General features: G+C 65.7%; 17 protein-coding genes and 1 tRNA gene. 3 read left to right on the forward strand and 15 right to left on the reverse strand.

Annotated elements, in window-relative coordinates; genetic code table 11:
* Positions 1–915, forward strand: a 915-nt coding sequence (locus FNL14_RS20080; protein ID WP_142063782.1) for a long-chain fatty acid--CoA ligase, incomplete at its 5' end; no start/stop codon positions are given.
* A gap of 79 nt (positions 916–994) precedes the next feature.
* On the opposite strand, the gene FNL14_RS20085 is transcribed toward FNL14_RS20080, so the two are convergent.
* Positions 995–4,390, reverse strand: a complete 3,396-nt coding sequence (locus FNL14_RS20085; protein WP_142063785.1) for a pyruvate carboxylase — start codon at positions 4,388–4,390, stop codon at positions 995–997.
* Positions 4,391–4,692: 302 nt separating this feature from the next.
* Here FNL14_RS20085 and FNL14_RS20090 point away from each other — a divergent pair, with 302 nt between their 5' ends.
* Positions 4,693–5,511, forward strand: coding sequence for a ParA family protein (locus FNL14_RS20090; protein ID WP_142063788.1), 819 nt, complete (start codon positions 4,693–4,695; stop codon positions 5,509–5,511).
* A gap of 60 nt (positions 5,512–5,571) precedes the next feature.
* Here the strand turns inward: FNL14_RS20090 and FNL14_RS20095 are convergent, their stop codons facing one another.
* The 5 genes from FNL14_RS20095 to gcvH form a co-directional block, all read right to left on the reverse strand.
* Positions 5,572–6,165, reverse strand: coding sequence for a MerR family transcriptional regulator (locus tag FNL14_RS20095; protein ID WP_091422021.1), 594 nt, complete (start codon positions 6,163–6,165; stop codon positions 5,572–5,574).
* A 236-nt stretch (positions 6,166–6,401) separates the two neighbouring features.
* Positions 6,402–6,905, reverse strand: coding sequence for a bifunctional nuclease family protein (locus FNL14_RS20100; protein ID WP_050055549.1), 504 nt, complete (start codon positions 6,903–6,905; stop codon positions 6,402–6,404).
* A complete protein-coding gene (locus FNL14_RS20105) occupies positions 6,905–7,621 on the reverse strand; it encodes a MerR family transcriptional regulator (RefSeq protein ID WP_142063791.1) in 717 nt (238 codons plus the stop codon). Before FNL14_RS20105 ends, FNL14_RS20100 begins: the two co-directional genes overlap by 1 nt.
* Positions 7,622–7,644: 23 nt before the next feature.
* On the reverse strand, positions 7,645–8,121 hold the full coding sequence (locus FNL14_RS20110; RefSeq protein ID WP_091422025.1) for an FHA domain-containing protein: 477 nt from the start codon (positions 8,119–8,121) through the stop codon (positions 7,645–7,647).
* Positions 8,122–8,279: 158 nt separating this feature from the next.
* Positions 8,280–8,666 (reverse strand): glycine cleavage system protein GcvH, encoded by a 387-nt coding sequence (gene gcvH, locus FNL14_RS20115; protein WP_091422027.1) that lies wholly within the window; start codon positions 8,664–8,666, stop codon positions 8,280–8,282.
* Positions 8,667–8,829: 163 nt separating this feature from the next.
* Between gcvH and FNL14_RS20120 the strand changes: the two genes are divergently transcribed.
* Entirely contained in the window at positions 8,830–9,699 is an 870-nt protein-coding gene (locus FNL14_RS20120; protein ID WP_142063794.1) for an Fpg/Nei family DNA glycosylase, read from the forward strand.
* A 167-nt stretch (positions 9,700–9,866) separates the two neighbouring features.
* Here the strand turns inward: FNL14_RS20120 and FNL14_RS20125 are convergent.
* The 9 genes from FNL14_RS20125 to FNL14_RS20165 form a co-directional block, all read right to left on the reverse strand.
* Positions 9,867–9,943 (reverse strand) — tRNA-Pro (locus tag FNL14_RS20125).
* A 148-nt stretch (positions 9,944–10,091) separates the two neighbouring features.
* Positions 10,092–11,642 (reverse strand): ribosome biogenesis GTPase Der, encoded by a 1,551-nt coding sequence (der, locus tag FNL14_RS20130; protein WP_142063798.1) that lies wholly within the window; start codon positions 11,640–11,642, stop codon positions 10,092–10,094.
* A gap of 10 nt (positions 11,643–11,652) precedes the next feature.
* Positions 11,653–12,333 carry a 1-acyl-sn-glycerol-3-phosphate acyltransferase gene (locus FNL14_RS20135; RefSeq protein ID WP_181762724.1) on the reverse strand — a complete coding sequence of 227 codons (681 nt, stop codon included), beginning with the start codon at positions 12,331–12,333 and terminating at the stop codon, positions 11,653–11,655.
* A 58-nt stretch (positions 12,334–12,391) separates the two neighbouring features.
* Complete coding sequence (cmk, locus tag FNL14_RS20140; protein ID WP_091422034.1) at positions 12,392–13,105, reverse strand: (d)CMP kinase; 714 nt, start codon at positions 13,103–13,105, stop codon at positions 12,392–12,394.
* On the reverse strand, positions 13,105–14,214 hold the full coding sequence (locus FNL14_RS20145) for a prephenate dehydrogenase (RefSeq protein ID WP_142063801.1): 1,110 nt from the start codon (positions 14,212–14,214) through the stop codon (positions 13,105–13,107). Before FNL14_RS20145 ends, cmk begins: the two co-directional genes overlap by 1 nt.
* Before the next feature lie 2 nt (positions 14,215–14,216).
* Entirely contained in the window at positions 14,217–15,425 is a 1,209-nt protein-coding gene (locus FNL14_RS20150; RefSeq protein WP_142063804.1) for a pseudouridine synthase, read from the reverse strand.
* A 113-nt stretch (positions 15,426–15,538) separates the two neighbouring features.
* Positions 15,539–16,201, reverse strand: a complete 663-nt coding sequence (locus FNL14_RS20155) for an SMC-Scp complex subunit ScpB (RefSeq protein WP_142063807.1) — start codon at positions 16,199–16,201, stop codon at positions 15,539–15,541.
* Complete coding sequence (locus FNL14_RS20160; protein ID WP_142063810.1) at positions 16,198–17,010, reverse strand: ScpA family protein; 813 nt, start codon at positions 17,008–17,010, stop codon at positions 16,198–16,200. The genes FNL14_RS20155 and FNL14_RS20160 overlap by 4 nt, the downstream gene beginning before the upstream one ends.
* Before the next feature lie 7 nt (positions 17,011–17,017).
* Positions 17,018–17,917: a ParA family protein gene (locus tag FNL14_RS20165; RefSeq protein ID WP_142063813.1), complete on the reverse strand. Its 900-nt coding sequence runs from the start codon at positions 17,915–17,917 to the stop codon at positions 17,018–17,020.
* Between the last annotated feature and the right edge of the window lie 135 nt (positions 17,918–18,052).

Here is an 18,052-nt window from a genome sequence, read left to right on the forward strand (position 1 = left end):
ATCTTCCACCGGGCCGCCGAGACTGCCATCGCCTTCTCCAAGGCACGCCAGAACGGGCGGGTGGGCCTGGGCCTGAAGCTGCGCCACGCCCTCTTCGACAAGCTGGTGTACGGCAAACTGCGGGCTGCGATGGGCGGCCACGTTGCCCACGCGGTATCCGGCGGCGGGCCGCTCGGCGAACGCCTGGGCCATTTCTTCCAGGGCATCGGCCTGCAGGTGCTTGAAGGCTATGGCCTCACCGAAACCACGGCCCCCATCTCCGTGAACACACCGTCGCTGATCAAGATCGGTTCCGTGGGCAAGCCGCTGCCAGGGAACGCCGTCAGGATCGCCGAGGACGGCGAGATCCTGGCCAAGGGCGTCTGCGTGATGCGCGGCTACTACAAGCGCGAGGACCTCACCGGAGAAACGTTCGACGGCGACTGGTTCCGTACGGGCGACGTCGGCCGCCTCGACGAGGATGGTTTCGTCTGGATCACCGGGCGCAAGAAGGAGATCATCGTCACCGCAGGCGGCAAGAACGTGATCCCTGCGCTGCTCGAGGACCAGATCCGTGCCGACGCCCTGGTCTCCCAGGTCCTGGTGGTCGGTGACAACCGGCCCTTCATCGGCGCTTTGGTCACCTTGGACCAGGAAGCGCTGCCCGGCTGGCTGCAGCGCCACGGCCTTCCTGCCACCACATCCCTGGACGAGGCGGCCAGCAACCCCGTGGTCAAGGCCGCGGTCCAGGATCTCATCACGGCCGCCAACACGTCGGTGTCGCAGGCCGAGGCCATCAAGTCGTTCCGTATTGTGCCGGCCGACTTCACCGAGGCCTCCGGCCACCTGACCCCCTCCATGAAGGTCAAGCGCGCCCAGGTCATGAAGGACTTCGAGACCGTCATCGAAGAGATGTACGCAACACCACGGTCCTAGAAAACAACAACGCGGGGTCACTTCCCGCCCGTCCGACGCATCGGATTGGGCGGGAAGTGACCCCGCGTTGTTTGTTGTGCTACTCGACGACGAGCAGCAGGTCTCCACCCTGGACCTGCTCCACCGAGGAGATGGCGAGCCGGGAAACCTTGCCGGCCACCGGCGTCGTGATGGATGCCTCCATCTTCATTGCCTCAATGGTCGCCACGGTGTCACCGGCGTTGACCTCGTCCCCGGGCTTGACCGTGACGGTGACGGCACCGGCGAACGGCGCTGCCACGTGGCCGGGCTGGTTGGGGTCGGCCTTCTCGGCGGCCTTGACGTTGCTGACCACTGAACGGTCGCGGACCACCACGGGACGGGACTGGCCGTTCAGGGTGCACATAACCGTGCGCATGCCCTTTTCGTCAGGCTCGGACACGGCTTCCAGTGACGCGATCAGCCGGACGCCCTTCTCGAGCTGGATCTCGTGCTCCTTGCCCCGCTGCAGGCCGTACAGGTAGTCGCGGGTGTCCAGCACCGAGATGTTGCCGTACATTTCCACGCTCTTGAGGTAGTCCTTCGTGGGTCCATCGAAGAGCAGCCTGTTCAGCGTGTGCTGCCGGGTCTTCGAATCGGATTTCAGGGCAGCGCTGTCTTCGGCGCTGAGCTCTGCGTCCCGGACCTTCACGCTCCGGCCCTGGAGTGCCTTGGTGCGGAAAGGCTCGGGCCAGCCGCCCGGAGGGTCCCCCAGCTCGCCGGACAGGAATCCGATGACCGAATCGGGGATGTCGTAGTTCTGCGGGTTCTCGTTGAAGTCTGCCGGGTCCGCGTTCAGGCCCACCAGGTGGAGGGCGAGGTCGCCCACAACCTTCGAAGACGGCGTCACCTTGACCAAGCGGCCCAGGATGCGGTCCGCTGCGGTGTACATATCCTCGATCGCTTCAAAGCGCTCCCCCAGGCCCAGTGCCATGGCCTGCTGGCGGAGGTTGGAGAGCTGCCCGCCCGGGATCTCGTGCTGGTACACGCGGCCGGTGGGGCCCGGAAGTCCTGACTCGAACGGTGCGTAGACGCGGCGGACAGCTTCCCAGTAAGGCTCCAGCGAGCTGACGGCCTCCAGGCTGAGGCCTGTGTCCCGCGGGGTGTGCGCCAGGGCTGCCACGAGGGCGGACGCTGACGGCTGGCTGGTGGTTCCTGCCAGTGATGCCGAGGCGACGTCGACGGCGTCCACACCGGCATCCACGGCAGCCAGCAGGGTGGCCAGCTGGCCTCCTGCGGTGTCGTGGGTGTGCAGGTGGACCGGAAGGTCGAAGCGTTCCCGAAGCGCCGACACCAGTTTCGCCGCGGCAGCAGGACGAAGCAGGCCGGCCATGTCCTTGATCGCCAGGATATGGGCTCCGGCGTCAACGATCCTCTGCGCGAGCTCCAGGTAGTAGTCCAGTGTGTAGAGCTTCTCGTTGGGGTCCAGCATGTCGCCCGTGTAGCAGAGCGCCACTTCAGCGACGGCGGTGCCGGTGGCCCGGACTGCACGGATGGCGGGCGCCATCTGGTTGACATCGTTCAAGGCGTCGAAGATCCGGAAGATGTCGATGCCGGTGGCTGCGGCCTCGTTGACGAAGGCTTCGGTGACCTCTTCGGGGTAAGGCGTGTAGCCCACGGTGTTGCGGCCGCGCAGCAGCATCTGCAGGCAGACGTTCGGAAGCGCCTGGCGCAGGGCAGCGAGCCGGTCCCAGGGGTCTTCGCCGAGGAACCGCAGGGCAACGTCATAGGTGGCACCGCCCCAGGCTTCAACGGACAGCAGCTGCGGCAGGAGCGCGGTCACTGCGGGGCCGGCCGCGACGAGGTCCCGGGTCCGGACGCGGGTGGCAAGCAGGGACTGGTGTGCGTCGCGGAACGTGGTGTCCGTGACGGCCACCGCGTTCTGCTCGCGCAGTGCCTTGGCGAAGCCTTCCGGTCCCAGTTCCAGGAGCTTCTGGCGTGAGCCCGGAGCAGCCTGCTGGTCCTTGACGGACGGGAGTTTGCTGGCGGGGTTCGAGTGCACGGTCAACTCACCATTGGGCTTGTTGACCGTGACGTCGGCCAGCCAGGTAAGCAGCTTGGTGCCGCGGTCTGCAGAGACGCGGGCCTTGAGCAGCTCCGGGCGCTCGTCGATGAAGGACGTGGCCACATCACCGGCAATGAAGTCGGGATCGTCAAGCACTGCCTGCAGGAACGAGATGTTGGTGGAGACGCCGCGGATCCGGAATTCCGCGAGGGCACGGCGTGCGCGGGCCACGGCAGCCGGGTAGTCCCGGCCGCGGCAGGTGAGCTTGACCAGCATGGAGTCGAAGTGCGGGCTGATTTCGGCACCCGAGTAGACGGTGCCGCCGTCGAGCCGTACACCCGCGCCGCCGGCGGAGCGGTAGCCGGTGATCTTTCCGACGTCGGGGCGGAAGCCGTTGGCGGGGTCTTCGGTGGTGATGCGGCTCTGCAGCGCGGCGCCGCGCAGCCTGACGGTGTCCTGGGAGAGGCCAAGGTCAGCCAGGGTCTCGCCGGCGGCGATGCGCATCTGTGCCTGGACGAGGTCGACGTCGGTGACCTCTTCGGTGACGGTGTGCTCCACCTGGATGCGGGGGTTCATCTCGATGAAGACGTGCTGGCCCGCGCGCTCACCCACAGTGTCCACGAGGAATTCCACGGTGCCGGCGTTGACGTAGTTCAAGGCCTTGGCGAATTTGACGGCGTCCCGGTAGAGCGCCTGCCGGATGCCCTCGTCCAGGTTGGGTGCCGGGGCGATCTCGATGACTTTCTGGTGGCGCCGCTGGATGGAGCAGTCCCGTTCGAAGAGGTGCATCACGTTGCCCTCGGCGTCGGCCAGGATCTGTACTTCGATGTGCCGCGGGCGCAGTACTGCCTGTTCGAGGAACATGGTGGGGTCACCGAACGCGGCATCGGCCTCGCGCATGGCGGACTGCAATGCCTCGGGCAGGGCCTCACGGGTGTCCACCCGGCGCATGCCCCGTCCGCCGCCGCCAGCCACGGCCTTGGCGAAGATGGGGAAGCCGATTTCATCGGCCGCGGCAAGCAGTTCGTCCAGGTCCTTCGACGGAGCGCTGGACTTGAGGACCGGAACGCCGGCGTCACGGGCAGCCTTCAGTGCCGCCACCTTGTTGCCTGCAAGTTCCAGCACTTCAGCCGGGGGGCCAACAAAAGTGATGCCGGCATCCTTGGCCGCTCGGGCCAGGTCCGGGTTTTCGGAGAGGAACCCGTAGCCGGGGTAGATGGCGTCCGCGCCGGATTCCTTCGCCACCCGCACTATTTCAGCAACGTCCAGGTAGGCACGGACGGGGTGGCCCTCTTCGCCAATCAGGTAGGCCTCGTCCGCCTTCTGGCGGTGGATCGAGTTCCTGTCCTCCTGGGGGAAAACGGCAACGGTCTTTGCGCCCAGCTCGTAGCCGGCGCGGAAGGCCCTGATCGCGATTTCGCCGCGGTTGGCCACCAGAACTTTGGAAAACATACTTCTCCTGCATCATTGCGGGTGGATCGGTGAGTGGTCACAGTGTCTAGGACCTACAAGGACAAACACAAATCTTTGTGGCCACCGTCACAGATTTCCCCGTCATGTCCTGAACCCTTTCGCCGGGCCGGGGGCAAACCGCCTCCAACAGCACAGTCCGTGCCATGCCGACGCCCCATAAAGCAGGATTCGCCGATGCATCCACATATGATGAGTAGGGCGGCAGGACCGTCCGGCTTCGGCGCTGCCGGAGCAAACATTACCCCCAACACGGCATCCGGCGTTAGGTTTTGGTCTCTCAAGTGCAAGTAGTCAGCATCAGCAGCCTCAAGGGTGGAGTCGGCAAGACTTCCGTGACCACAGGATTGGCGTCCGCCGCACTTGCCGCAGGTGTCCGCACACTGGTGGTGGACCTTGATCCCCATGCAGACGCGACCACCGCCTTGGGCGTCCAGCCGGGCGACCAGCTGGATATTGGCAGGATGCTCAAGAACCCCCGCCGCGCCAAGCTCGCAGAGAACGTTGCGGGCAGCAGCTGGGCGGCGCTGGCCCAGTCCAACGGTTCGGGCCCCGCAGTCCTGGACGTCGCAGTCGGCTCTGCCTACACGGGAATCTACGACCGCCCCGACCTCAGCCGCCGCGACCTTCGCCGGCTGTCGTCGGTGCTGGCCGGAGCCGAGGATTACCAGCTGGTCCTGATCGACTGCCCGCCGTCGCTCAACGGCCTCACACGCATGGCCTGGTCTGCCAGCGACAAGGTGGCCCTCGTTGCCGAGCCGGGGTTGTTCTCGGTGGCCGGCACTGAGCGGACCATGCGGGCCATCCAGCTTTTCCGGCAGGAGTTCGCGCCCAACCTTTCTCCGGCCGGCATCATCGCCAACCGCGTGCGGTCCGGCTCTTCGGAGCACAGCTACCGGCTGGCCGAGATGGAGTCGATGTTCGGTGAGCTCCTGTTGAGCCCCAGGATCCCCGAGCAGGCCAACTGGCAGCAAATCCAGGGCGCAGCGCACCCCGTACACCACTGGCCGGGAGACTCCGCCAAGTCCGCCGCCGCACTGTTTGACGAGCTGCTGGCAAACCTGATCACAGTAGGAAGCGGCCTGCGCAGCCGCGCCAGGTAAAAGCGAGTTAAACGGCAGAAGCCGCCCTCCAGGGGAGGGCGGCTTCTGCCGTTTAAACTGTCAACTGATCTTGCGGGCGGCCCGCCGCTTGCTCAATTCGTCGTCCGGAAAGGACTGTTCGGCCGCGTGCTCACTCGGGAGCGATGCCAGGCTGCCTTCCACTTCGCGCCAGACACGCCCAACCGCGATGCCGAACACGCCCTGGCCGCCCTGCACGAGGTCGATCACCTCGTCCGCCGAGGTGCACTCGTAGACGCTGGCGCCGTCGCTCATCAGGGTGATCTGGGCGAGGTCCTCCACACCGCGCTCACGCAGGTGCTCTACGGCGGTGCGGATCTGCTGCAGTGAGACACCGGTATCGAGCAGTCGTTTGACCACCTTCAGCACCAGGATGTCGCGGAAGCCGTACAGGCGCTGGGACCCCGAGCCGGCGGCACCGCGGACAGCGGGTTCAACCAGCCCGGTGCGCGCCCAGTAGTCCAGCTGGCGGTAGGTGATGCCTGCAGCCTTGCAGGCGGTGGGGCCGCGGTATCCGGCGTCCTCGTCCAGAACGGGAAGGTCTTCGGTGAACAGGAGGCCCTGGGCACCGCTCGCGGGCATAGCAATACCAGCCGTGGGCTGCTTCAGCCCGCCTGCTTCGCCTTTGGGACTCACCTGGATCCTCCTTGTCATAAGCCCCCCGTGAACAACTGCAACGGCAGGAACAGGTACGAAGACCATGCCTGTAATTTCCGCGGGGCGCACCTTCCAGTGTGACTTGCGCGGCTGCCGTAAGCAATGGGAACTTGATACTTTGACGTTAGGCCTGCAGGGACCCAAGGTCAAAGACGTTGGCCGGTTGAAAGAGGCGTGTCGAAACTTTCATCCTCAACTTTAACCTTAATGTGACCTTAGCCGTCGAAATCCTCGGGTTCCACGTCGTCCAGGAACTCGCGGAAGCGGCGCAGTTCGCGTTCCTCGTCAACGGAGGGACCGGGTTCCGCGTCCTCCCCCTCATCGTGCTCCGTGATCCTGACGCCGGCTTCGTCCATGACGGAGTCTGCGCACCAGATGCGGCATTTGGCACGAAGGGCGATGGCGAGTGCGTCGGACGCCCGCGAGCTGACGGTGGTGCCGTTCTCGAACTGGAGCTGGCCGTAGAAGATGTTGTCCTCCACGGCAACGATGTTGACGCTGACCACGGAATGGCCGAGCGATTCAACAACGTCCACGAGGAGGTCGTGCGTCATGGGCCGGGGCGGAACCACGCCCTGCTGGGCCAGGGCGATGGCGCTTGCTTCCGGGGTGCCGATCCAGATGGGAACGTGGCGTTCGCCGTGCATCTCCCGCAGGAGGACCAGTGGCTGGTTGGAAGGCAGTTCGATCCGAACCCCTACGATCTCGACTTCAATCATCAGATGTCCATGCGTGAGATGTGGTCCTGCACCAAGGCCCGGTGCAGGGTGAGGCAAAGGTCGCTGATTTCGCGGGCCGCCTCCGCCGCGCGCGCCTGGGACGCGGCGTCCTTGCGCGAGGCAAGGGGCGCCACTGCACGTTCCACCAGCCCGAACTCCCGTTCGGCTGCTGCCTGGAAGGGACGGAGGTGGCGCGGCTCAAGCCCGTGGCTTTCCAGCTGCACGCACGCCCGGGCCACCGTGAGGGCGTGCTCGTCGAATTGTCCGTTGGAGTGGCTGATCAGGCCGAAGCTCAGCAGGGCCTGCAGCAGCGGGACGCTGGCGCCGGACTCCGTCCGCAACTGTTCCTCGCTGAGCTTGCGTCCGCGGCTCTGCAGTTCCGCCGCCAGTTCATCGGACACAACCCGCGGCGAAACCACGACGCCGGGCGGCAGGTTTTCCGGGCGTTCTCCCCTGTCGATGGCGTCAAGGTAGTCCTTGATGACTTTCAGGGGCAGGTACTGGTCCCGCTGCAAAGCCAGGACAAAGCGCAGGCGCTCCACATCGCCGTCGGAATACTGGCGGTATCCGGCAGGAGTGCGCCGCGGGTTGATCAGCCCCTTTTCCTCAAGGAACCTGATTTTTGACGCTGTCATGCCCGGGAAGTCGCCGCTGAGCTGGGCGAGGACTTCGCCGATGTTCAGGACCTGCGGTCCCCGGCGTTCCGGTTGTGCCATTGCCACAGGCAGCGGTCCCCGGATCAGCCGCGGCCTGCAGCGCTGGCAGGGCTCAGGTAGAAGGTGAGGCGGAACTTGCCGATCTGGACTTCGCTGCCGGACTTGAGCTCCACGCTGTCAACGCGGTCGTGGTTGACGTAGGTACCGTTCAGGCTGTTCTTGTCCACCACTTCGAAGCTCCGCGCAGTGCGCCGGAATTCCACATGGCGGCGGGAAACGGTGACGTCGTCGAGGAAGATGTCGGCATCAGGGTGGCGGCCGGCGGTGGTGACGTCAGAATCCAGCAGGAAGCGGGCACCGGCATTCGGGCCGCTGTGCGCAACGAGGAGTGCGGACCCCGCCGGCAGTGCCTCGACGGAGCTGCGCTCATCTGATGACAGCTTGGGTGCGATGGTGGGTTCATCGGTCACCGGGGTGAGGTGGATCGAGGTGGTCTCCGACGCCCTAGCCGCACCATTGCCGTATTCCCCATCGGCAGGGTTGTGTGTGTGGCCAGCCATGGACTCCTCCTCATCGACTATGCGGCGCTCACGCCGGCATTGAACTTTTTACCCTCCGCACCTGCCCTGCAGGTCCGGAACCGGCTTCCGATCCGGCCGCTGACGTGCGAAGACGTTCCGACTTCACGTCCGGCCGAACCGGATGTACCGGTTAGGTTTCAGCCTACCTGTTGTTCGTACTCCGATGCACTGAGCAATGACTCGACGGCGTCCGGTTCGGCCAGTTTGACTTCAATGAGCCAGCCGTCGCCGTAGGGATCGGTGTTGATCAGGGCCGAATCGGTGTCCAGGGAATCGTTGCGGGCAACTATTTCGCCGCTGACCGGCGCGTAGATGTCGCTGACACTCTTGGTGGATTCAACCTCGCCCACTACTTCGTTCGCCGTAACCTTTGTGCCAACTTCGGGCATTTGGGCGTACACAACGTCCCCTAGTGCGTCCTGGGCGAAGTCGGTGATGCCCACCCGTACCACGCCGTCGGCGTTGGGGGCAGAGACCCACTCATGTTCGGCGGTGTAGGACAGGTCTTCGGGAATGTTGCTCATCAGGGGCCTTTCATCGGGTCGAACACCAATGTCAACGGGGCCCAAACAGGCCGCCGCTGAAAGTATAGGCACAAGTGCCGGGGCGTTCGCGGAGGATTCTGACAAGATGGGACCCATGACCGCACGCACTGTTTCCGGCCCCGGGGAAGACGCAGGGTAAGCGATGCCCGAACTTCCCGAGGTGGCCGGCCTGGCCGAATTTCTTGACGATCATCTGCAGGGAACGTCCGTGACCAAAGTGCAGATCGTTTCCTTCGCGGTACTCAAGACAGCTGATCCGCCATTCAACGCCCTTGAGGGCAGGACGGTGACCGGGGTGCGGCGCTTTGGCAAATTCGTCAGCATCGACACCGGCGGAATCTCCCTGGTGTTCCATCTGGCCCGGGCCGGCTGGGTCCGGTTCACTGATTCCCCCACGGATGCGCAACTGCGGATGGGCAAGGGACACATCGCTGCCCGATTCACTTTCAAGGGCTCCGATGGTGCGCGCGGCATCGACCTCACCGAGGCTGGAACGAAGAAGAGCCTCGCCGTCTACGTGGTGCGGGATCCGCAGGAGGTTCCGGGCATCGCCACGCTGGGACCGGATCCGTTTACCGAGGCGTTCGACGCCGACATGCTGGCGGAGATCCTCGCCGGCAGTTCGCAGCAGATCAAGGGGCTCCTGAGAAGCCAGAGCGTGATCGCCGGCATCGGCAACGCCTACAGTGACGAGATTCTGCACGCGGCGCGGATTTCACCCTTTGCCACCGCCAAGTCGCTGGACCGCGGGGCGGTCCAGGTCCTCTACGACTCCATCCACAGCATCCTGGGCACTGCCTTGGCCGAGGCACGCGGCAAGCCGCCCAAGGACCTGAAGGACGTCAAGCGCAGCCATATGCGCGTCCATGCCCGGACCGGCCAGCCGTGTCCTGTCTGCGGGGATACCGTCAGGGAGGTGTCCTTCGCTGATACGGCGCTGCAGTACTGCCCCACCTGCCAGACGAAGGGCAAGATCCTGGCCGACCGCAGGACCTCGAAATTCCTTAAGTAGCGGCGGGCTCCCCGGAAGGCACCCGCTTCCGGACAAAACCACCGCGAACGCCCGGGTGTTGTGTCCGGAAGAGGGTGCGAAGCCAGGGGCGGCGGGCCAGGGGTTAGCGGCCAAAAACGGCAACAAAAAAGTGGAAGCACCGGATCTCTCCGGTGCTTCCACTTTTTTGGTCGGGCTGACAGGATTTGAACCTGCGACCCCTTGACCCCCAGTCAAGTGCGCTACCAAGCTGCGCTACAGCCCGTTAGTTCCGCCGTTCTCCGCTGCGCTTCATCCGCGGGCTGACCCGGGGATTTCCACCAGCAGTCCGGCCGAACCACCTAGAAGAGCTTACACGATCCCGGAGGGTGCCAGTGACACTTTCCACCGATTCCCAGCCAGGTGTGTCGCAATTAACGCTTCTTGCCCCGCTTTTCCCGCACGCGCATGCTGACCTCGATGGGCGTGCCCTCGAAGCCAAAGGTTTCCCGCAGCCGGCGGGTGATAAAGCGGCGGTAGCCGGGATCCAGGAAACCGGTGGTGAACAGCACGAACTTCGGCGGCCGGCTGGAGGCCTGGGTGCCGAAAAGGATGCGCGGCTGCTTGCCGCCACGGACCGGGTGCGGGTGGGCCGCCACGAGCTCGCCCAGGAAGGCGTTCAGACGGCCAGTGGCGATGCGCTTGTCCCAGCTTTCCAGCGCCACGTCCAGGGCGGGAACCAGCCGGTCCTTGTGCCATCCGGTTTTCGCCGAGATATTGACCCGGGGAGCCCAGTTCACGTGGGCCAGGTCCTGTTCGATTTCACGCTCGAGGTAGCGCCGGCGTTCGTCGTCGAGCAGGTCCCATTTGTTGAACGCCAGCACCAGGGCGCGGCCCGATTCAATGGCGAGCTGCAGGATCCGCACGTCCTGTTCGCTGAGGACCTCGTCCACGGCGAGGAGCACGACGGCGACCTCCGCCTTTTCGAGCGCGGACTGTGTCCGCAGGGAGGCGTAGAAGTCCGCGCCCTGCGCCATGTGCTGGCGGCGGCGGATGCCTGCCGTGTCCACGAAGCGCCAGGTCCGGCCACCGAGCTCGATGAATTCGTCCACCGGGTCGCGGGTGGTTCCGGCGGTGTTGTCCACCACCACGCGCTCAGTGCCGGCAAGCTTGTTCAGCAGCGAGGACTTGCCCACGTTGGGGCGGCCGATCAGGGCAATGCGGCGGGGGCCGCCGGAGCGTTCCAGGCCCTCAATGGTGGAGAACTCGGGCAGCACGTCCATCACATGGTCCAGGAGGTCGGCCACGCCGCGGCCGTGCAGGGCGGACACCGGGTAGGGCTCGCCGAAGCCGAGGCCCCAGAGGGCAGCGGAGTCCGCTTCCTGCGCAAAGTCGTCTACCTTGTTGGCCACCATGATGACGGGCTTCTTGCTGCGGCGCAGCATCTTCATGACGCCTTCGTCGGTGGCGGTGGCGCCCACGGCGGAGTCGACGACGAAAAGGACGGCGTCTGCGAGCTCCACCGCCATTTCGGCCTGCTCAGCCACCCGGGCGTGGATGCCGCGGGCGTCGTGCTCCCAGCCGCCGGTGTCCACGAGGGTGAAGTTGCGGCCGTTCCAGTGGGCGGAGTACATCACGCGGTCACGGGTGACGCCGGGCGTGTCTTCAACTACTGCTTCGCGGCGACCCAGGATGCGGTTCACCAGGGTGGACTTGCCCACGTTGGGGCGGCCGATGATGGCCAGGACGGGATCCAGCTTGACGGGGCCGTCATAGTCCTCGTCGCCGAAGTCGCCGCTGAGGAGCGCGGCATCGTCCTCGTCGAGGTCATAGTCCTCAAGGCCCGCCCGCAGGGACGCCGCACGAAGCTCGGCTTCGTCGTCGTCAATTGCCGCCAGCCGTTCGGCAACCTGGTCGGTGCCTGCCGGAGTGTATTCGTCGTCGCCGGCGCCTGGGTGGCCGGAGGTCTGGGTGGTGTCGCTCATTGCACTGTCCTTAGTGGTCATCTGCCGGCGTCCCGGCTACTGCTTGAAGTCTTTGTGAATTGCCGGCCGCCGGCAGTGGCTGCCCGGTGAGCTGGATGGAATCCTGCACATGCCCTGACAGTGCGGCGCGGATCTCCAGCGCCGCCCTGTCCATTGAAGCACGGCCGCTTTCGCCGGCCCGGCGGGTCAGCGTCAGCGCATTGCCGAAGCGGACGTGGAACCGCCTGCCCGGCCGTGGTACGGAATCGAGGTGTTCGTTGCCTGTGCGGGTGCCGAGGATCGCGACCGGCACCACCGGGGCGCCGGAGTTCAGCGCCAGCCAGGCAACGCCGTTATTGATGTCTTCCGCGGCCCCGCTTCCCCGCGTACCCTCAGGAAGAATCCCGACGCAACGGCCGGCGTCGAGCACTTTCCTGCAGCGCTGCAACGCGGCGCGGTCTCCCGAACGGTCCACCGGCAGCTGCCCGGAGGCGGTGAGGACCCGGCCCAGGAAGCCATTGAACATTTCCTGTTTCACCAGGATGTGCATGGGCCGCGGGGAAGCACCGAACATGACCGGACCGTCCAGGAAGCTGATGTGGTTGGCCGCAAAAATCACCGGCCCGCCGGTGGGGACGTTGTCCCGCCCTGTGACGGACGTCCGGTACACGAGGTGGTCCAGGATCCAGCCCACCGGCCTGCTCCATGCCATGGTCCAGCCGGCCGGAATGTCCGGCCCGCCGCCCATGGCCGGCTGGTTGATGGCCGGGTCAGTCACGGTTCAGGACCTTGGTCACAATCACCAGGGCTGCGGCAACTGTCTGGTCGAAGTCGAGGTCCGAGGAGTCCAGGGTGACCACGCCCGAGGCGGCCTGCGTGAAGTTGACCACCGTGGAGTCCTTGGCGTCGCGGTGGGTCACCTGCGCGGCCAGCTGTTCGGCGTCCTGCGTTCCGCCAAGCTGGATGCCGCGGCGGCGAAGCCGGGCTTCCTCGCTGGCTGTGAGCAGCATCCGCACCTCTGCGCCGGGCGCGACGACGGTGGTGATGTCCCTGCCTTCCACCACCATGCGGCGGTGGTGCTTTTCAATCAGGGCCCGCTGCCGCCGGATGAGCTCCGTCCTGGCACCAAGGGTGGTGGCCACGGCGCTGACTGCCGAAGAGATGGCGGGTTCCCGGATGGCGTCGGTGACGTCCACGCCGTCAACCCGGACGTACTCCTCGTTCGGGCTGGTGCTCAGGTCCAGGACCAGGTCGCGGGAGGCCTGCTCCACGGAAGCGGCGTCGTCGAGGTCAATGCCGTGGGTGACGCAGTGCCAGGTGAGTGCACGGTACATCGCACCGGTATCGAGGTAGGCGAGGCGGAGCCTGCGGGCCACTTCCTTGCTGACGCTGGACTTGCCCGAGCCGGACGGCCCGTCGATGGCAACCACCAGTGGCCTGCCGACGCGGAGCGCCGGCAGGGTGTCAAGAAGTTCCTGTGTCATTACTGAAGTACCCGCCATCCGCGGTCGTTTAAAGCTTCGATCAGGTGGTCATGCTTGTTGGGCAACACTGACAATTCCACCATGCCCACGTTCTGTCCGGACGAATGGTCCAGCCGCAAGTCCTCAACATTGACGCCGATCTCACCAATCTCAGTCAGGAGCTGCGCGATCTGTCCCGGCTTGTCGTCCACCAGGACGGTGAGCCAGGAGTATGCCTGCGGAGGCCCGCCGTGCTTGCCCGGAATCCGGGCCTGTCCGGCATTGCCTTCGCTGATCAGCTGCGCGAGGTCCAGGCGGGCACCTGGAGCCGCCGGCTGTTCCAGCGTTCCGATCAGCCGGTTGAGGTCCTCGCGCACGCCGTAAAGGATCTCGACCACCTTCGCCGCATTGCCGCCGAGGATCTGCACCCAGAGGGTGGGATCGCTGGCAGCAATGCGGGTAACGTCCCGCAGGCCGTTTCCCGCAAGGGAGAGCGCGTGCAGCGGCGTACCCTGAAGCCGGCTGGCCAAAAGCGAGGACATCACCTGGGGCAGGTGCGAGACCAGCGCGACGGCTTCATCGTGCTCGTCGGCCGTGAACTGGGAGACGACTGCTCCGAGGTCGGCGGCCAGCGAGCGGGCCACCTGGAGCGCGGCACCTGAAGTCTCTTCAGACGGGCACACCACCCACGGCATCGAGGTGAAGAGCTCCCCGCGGGCGGCTACCGGGCCGGATTTCTCCCGTCCGGCCATGGGATGGGTGCCCACGTAGCGCGACAGGTCCACGCCGCGGCTGCGCAGGGCCGAGAGGATTCCCGCCTTGACGCTGGCAATATCCACCACCACGGATCCGGGGTAATCAGCCAGCGCCTTCGCCACAACATCAGCCGTGACATCCGGCGGGGCGGCAACTACCACCAGCTGCGGCGTCTCCCCTGCCAACGCAGCCAGAGGCTGCCCAGCACCGATGTCCACCGCAACCGCCTGGTTGGTGGGCGAGGGATCGGAGAGGTACACCGGAACCCCGCGGCCGCGAAGGCCCAGACCGATGCTCGTCCCCAGCAGCCCTGTGCCAAGGACCACCACCGGACCGTCCAGGTGCCCGCGGCCCTGGCTCTGGAAAGCGGACATGGTCAGAGTCCTACGGATGCCAGCAGGTGGCCGACTTCCTGCTTGCCAAGGTTGCGGATGCTGCCCTGGCGCTGGTCGCCCAGGCCGATGGGCCCCACCTTGACGCGCACCAGCCGCAGGACCGGGAATCCGACGGCGTCGAACAGGCGGCGGACGATCCGGTTCTTGCCGGAGTGCAGCACTACCTCGATCAGCACGTGCCCGGGGGTGGAGTCCACGAGCTTGAAGGAGTCGACGTTGGCAAAACCGTCCTCCAGTTCCACACCCTGCTTAAGCTGGCTACCGATCCCCTGCGGGAACGGGCCGCGGACCTGGACCAGGTACGTCTTGGGAACCTCGTAGGACGGGTGGGTCAGGCGGTTGGCCAGCTCGCCGTCGTTCGTCAGCAGGAGCAGCCCCTCGGTGGCGACGTCCAGCCGGCCCACGTGGAAGAGCCGCTCGCCGTGCTGGTTCCGGAGGAAGTCACTGATGCAGGGCCGGCCCTCGGGGTCCTCCATGGTGGAGACGACGCCCTTGGGCTTGTTGAACACCATGTAGACCATGTTTTCGTCCAGCTGGATCCGGATGCCGTCCACGTGGATGACCGCGGTTTTCGGATCGACGCGGACACCGAGTTCGGTGACCACCTGGCCGTCCACTTCCACCCGGCCTTCTGCAATCATCTCTTCGCAGACGCGCCGCGAAGCCACACCGGCGGACGCCATCACTTTTTGCAGGCGCACGCCGTCGGCATCGTGGAGTTCGGACTGGGGAACCTCGCCACGCGGACCCTTTTTCCGTGACGGCCTGCGGATCGGGCCCAGGTTCTGGCCGAAGCGTTCGCTGCCAAACGCACGGGATGCGGCTGCTCCCGGCGCGCCGGTACGTGGCTTCTGCTTGGGGGCACCGGGCGTTCCGGGCGCCTTCTTGGCTCCCGGCTTCCGCGCCGCAGGCTTCCGGGAAGAGGGCTTGGCGGCCTTCGGTTCCGTGGCTCCCCGGCCGGTCCCGGCTTCGGGCACCTGGTCCGGATCGATGAAGCGCTCCTCGCGCGGCTTGGGCGCGCGGTGCGGGCGGTCGCTGCCGAATCCGGCGCCGCGCTTGGCTGAACCGCCGCGGAAGCCGCCGGCGGAGGTGCCGCCCTGGGAGCTGTTGCGTCCCGGCGCGTTGTTGTGCCCGGAGCTGTTGCGCCCCGAACTGTTACGTGGTGAACCCTGGCGTCCCGCCTGTGTCATGACCCGTCCTTCGATATGTTGACCGGCAAGGGGTCCAAAGACAACCCTAGCCAGCCGTGCAGAAATAATCTGCCCTTGTAAATACTCGTGCTGCAGCCAGGGATGGTCCCTGCCTACGTTGTTTCGTCGTCGTAAAACTCCGCGATGCCGTCCAGGCCTGGAAGGTGCGGGGACAGCTGCGGCAGCTCGGCCACTGAACTGATTCCCATCCGTTCCAGGAAGTACGACGTGGTCCGGTAGAGGATGGCGCCGGACTCGGGATCCGTTCCCGAGTCCTCGATCAGCCCGCGCTGGGCGAGTGTCCGTACGACGGAGTCGACATTAACTCCCCTGATTGCGGACACCCTGGCCCTGGAGACCGGCTGGCGGTAAGCGATCACCGCGAGCGTTTCCAGGGCGGCTTGGGTGAGCCTGGCCGTCTGCCCCTCCAGCACATATTTGCCCACGATGTGGGCAAATTCTGCGCGGGAGTAAATCCGCCAGCCACCGGCGACTTTCCGCAATTCAAAACCCCGGGGGCTGGAGCCGAAACCAGCTGGGCTGGCTGAATCCATATCCGGGGCTTTAACAGTATAGCCGCTATACTCCCGCTGGAGTTCTGCCAGCAGGGCGCCCACCGCGTCAACGGTCAGCTCCAGGCCCGCGGCCAGCTCCTCTTCCGTGGCGGGCTCATCGATGACCATCAGCACGGCCTCGAGGGCCGCTTTGGCGCCGCCGGGAAGGCTGTTGACGGCCGGCTCCCCCGGGCCTGCGCCATTGGTTGGTTGTTGGGTCACAACTGCTCCTCAAATTCCTCGCTCAGGTTCTTCGCGGACCAGTCCCCGCTGCCGGCCGTCCAGTGCACGGCCAGGTCTCCCAAGGGCGAGAGCTGGTCGAAGGACACCGCCTTGTCCCTGAACAGTTCCAGGAGGGCGAGGAACCTGGCCACCACCACCAGGGTGGAGTCGGCGTCGGCGATCAGGGTCCGGAACGTCAGTGGCGACTCGAGCTGCAGCCGCAGCCCCACGATTTCAGCCTGCTCCTTGACGCTGACGGTGCCGCCGTGGAGGTGGGCCAGTCCCACTTCCGTGGGCGGTGGAGCCTTCGGCCGCATGGCCGCTTCCGCCAACCGCGCGAACTGCTGCGGAGTGTGTTTCCAGACAAGTTCCGGGAGCATAGCCGCGAAGTGTTCCTCCAGCGCCACCTGCCGGGGAAAGCGCATTGCCTCCTGGTGGAGGGTTTCACCAAGGATGCCGGCCACCTGCTTGAAGGCTTTGTACTGCAGCAGGCGGGCGAAGAGCAGGTCCCTGGCTTCCAGCAGCGCGATGTCTTCGTCGTCGTCCACCTCGCCGGCAGGCAGGAGGCGGGCAGCTTTGAGGTCCAGGAGCGTCGCGGCGATCACCAGGAATTCGCTGGCCTCATCCAAGGCCCACTCTTCGCCCAGCTTCTGCAGGTTCCGGATGTACTTGATGAACTCGTCGGTCACAGTGGCGATGGCCACCTCGGTGATGTCCAGCTGGTGCTTGGCGATCAGGCCCAGGAGGAGATCGAACGGACCCGTAAAGTTGGCCAGCCGCACCTCGAAGCCGGGCTTGGTTTCGGCCACGGCGTGGCTAGGGTGCGCCGCCGCGCGAAATCAGTTCCTTGGCCAGCCTGCGGTAGGCGTCGGCCCCCACATGGGTGGCGGCGTAGCTGGTGATGGGTTCGGCGGCCACGGTGGCATCGGCGAACTTGATGGAGCGTTTGATGACGGTTTCGAAGACCTTGTCCCCGAAGGCCTCCACCAGGCGGGCGATCACTTCGCGGCTGTGCAGCGTGCGGGCGTCGTACATCGTGGCCAGCACGCCGTCCACCTGCAGGCGGGGGTTGAGCCGGTCCTGGACCTTGTCGATGGTTTCCACCAGCAGCGCCACGGCACGGAGGGCAAAGAACTCGCAGATCAGCGGGATGATCACGCCGTGCGCGGCGGTCAAGGCGTTAACGGTCAGGAGGCCCAGGGACGGCTGGCAGTCGATGAGGACGACGTCGTAGTCGTCCTCGACTTTTTTGAGCGCACGGTCCAGCACCTGCTCGCGTGCCACCTCGTTGACCAGCTGCACTTCGGCTGCCGAGAGGTCGATGTTTGCCGGCAGCAGGTCGACGTTCTCCACGCCGGTCCGGTGGATGGCGTCCCGGATGTTTACTTTGCGGTCCATCAGGACGTTGTAGACCGTGAGGTCCAGTTCGTGCGGGTTCACGCCAAGGCCGGCGGACAGGGCGCCCTGGGGATCGAAGTCCACCAGGAGCACACGACGGCCGTATTCAGCCAGCGCTGCCGCGAGGTTGATGGTGGAGGTGGTCTTGCCGACGCCGCCTTTTTGGTTGACCATGGCGATGACGCGGGCCGGACCGTGGGAGGACAGCGGCGCGGGTTCCGGGAACTCGCGGTATGGGCGCCCGGTGGGCCCCATCACCGCGTCTTCCAGGTCGAATTCCGTGCCCTCCAGAGTTGCTGAACCCTGTTCGCTGCTCACGTATCTATCCACACTTTCGATGACGGTGATTTCCTGCCGCTGGATGGCCAGCAACGCTCCTGCTTCTTCCCAAGGTTACAGCGCCCGACACGGTATTCGAGGCAACTTGACTTTCCGCGGATGTTGAGCCTTTAC

Origin of the sequence: Pseudarthrobacter sp. B4EP4b, from assembly GCF_006680095.1 — a bacterium.
Classification (GTDB): domain Bacteria; phylum Actinomycetota; class Actinomycetes; order Actinomycetales; family Micrococcaceae; genus Arthrobacter.